This window comes from Aquabacterium sp. T101, assembly GCF_057219775.1.
In genome coordinates this window covers 1-584 of sequence record NZ_JBXVVZ010000022.1, presented here as the reverse complement: position 1 = coordinate 584, position 584 = coordinate 1, and the positions used below count along the sequence as shown (strand labels likewise).

Annotated in this window: 1 protein-coding gene; it reads right to left on the bottom strand. The window is 72.3% G+C overall.

Annotated features, from left to right (window positions below; all coding sequences use genetic code 11):
* Window positions 1-584, bottom strand: a 584-nt coding sequence (locus AC2EAQ_RS18905; RefSeq protein WP_484645992.1) for an Ig-like domain-containing protein, incomplete at both ends; no start/stop codon positions are given.

Sequence of the window (584 nt, the reverse complement as noted above, 5' to 3'; positions counted from 1 at the left end):
GCCGTGTCGGTCGCCACCGCCGTGATCGAGTGGTCGCCATGCGCCAGCCGGCCCGTGGTGAAGCTCCAGCGGCCATCGGCGCCGATGTCGGCCGTGCCCAGCAGCGTCGTGCCGTCGAACACCTGAACATGGGCCACGCCCACAGCGTCGGTCACCGTGCCGCTCACGGTCACCGTGTTGTCCTTGGTCAAGCCGCCGCTGACGATCGACCCAGTGGCGCCGGTGTCGGTGACCACAACGTCGTGGGTCACCAGCACGGGCGCTGCCGTGTCCACCCGCAGGTTGGCCGTGGCGGTCGTGGCGGCATTGCCCGCCGCGTCGCTGGCGTTGACGCGCACCGTGTAGGCGCCGTCGCCCAGCGCAGCGGCGTCGACCGTGTAGCGGCCGTCCGCGCCGACGGTCGGCGTGAAGGTCTGCACCACGTCGCCCGCTGCATCAACCACCTCGATCGTCACGGTGGCACCCTCGGCCAGGCCGGTGGTCGTGCCGCTGATCGTGGGCGTGGTGTCGCGGGTGAGCGCGGCGGCGCTGACCGTCACGGTCGGCGGCGTGGCGTCCACTTCGATGCTGGCCGTGGCGGCCAT